At 34.3% G+C, this 589-nt stretch carries 1 protein-coding gene; it reads right to left on the bottom strand.

Going from position 1 to position 589, the window contains the following annotated elements; translation table 11 throughout:
• A partial coding sequence (locus DAI20_RS19900) for a hypothetical protein (protein ID WP_159085151.1) occupies window positions 1-513 on the bottom strand: 513 nt, incomplete at its 3' end.
• Window positions 514-589: the final 76 nt, after the last annotated feature.

Raw genomic sequence — 589 nt, 5'->3', positions numbered from 1 at the left:
CTCACCTCCATTATCTGATCTAAAAATTTTAATCTTGGCATTATAATGGTTAGTCACATGAGCTTGAAAGTTCTTAAATGCATCTATCACTCTATCTTTTGATGGGATTAAAGTTAACCAGGTGTATTTGGATTTTTCATCAATGAATGTGACAAAATACTTATGATTGTCTCTAGAGAAACTAGGTGCAGTCCACACATCAGTATGAATCAAATCAAAGCAATTTTCATAAACAGTAGATGTTCTTGGAAACACATTCTTACAATGCTTGCCTAAAATGCAAGCTTCACACTTATCATTTTCAAAAACCACACCTGGTAACATCAAGTTTAAAGCCCTCTCATGGGGATGACCTAGTCTAGCATGCCACAATGCATTTTTATTCAAACTAGAAGCAGAAGTAAATGAGCAGTTATGATTGGAAACAGGATCAAGCTTCTCAAGCATATATAACTCTCCCTTTGTAACTCCTTTTCCAATCAATTGGCTGCTCTCAATATCCTGAAACTTCACATCATTAGGACTAAATATAACATTGCAATTTAAATCAGTAGTGCATTTCTTAACTGAAAGTAGATTTGATGTGAAC

This window comes from Planctomonas deserti, assembly GCF_003067705.1.
Classification (GTDB): domain Bacteria; phylum Actinomycetota; class Actinomycetes; order Actinomycetales; family Microbacteriaceae; genus Planctomonas; species Planctomonas deserti.
Note: the sequence above shows the minus strand (reverse complement) of the source record. Positions and strands in the feature narration are given on the sequence as shown.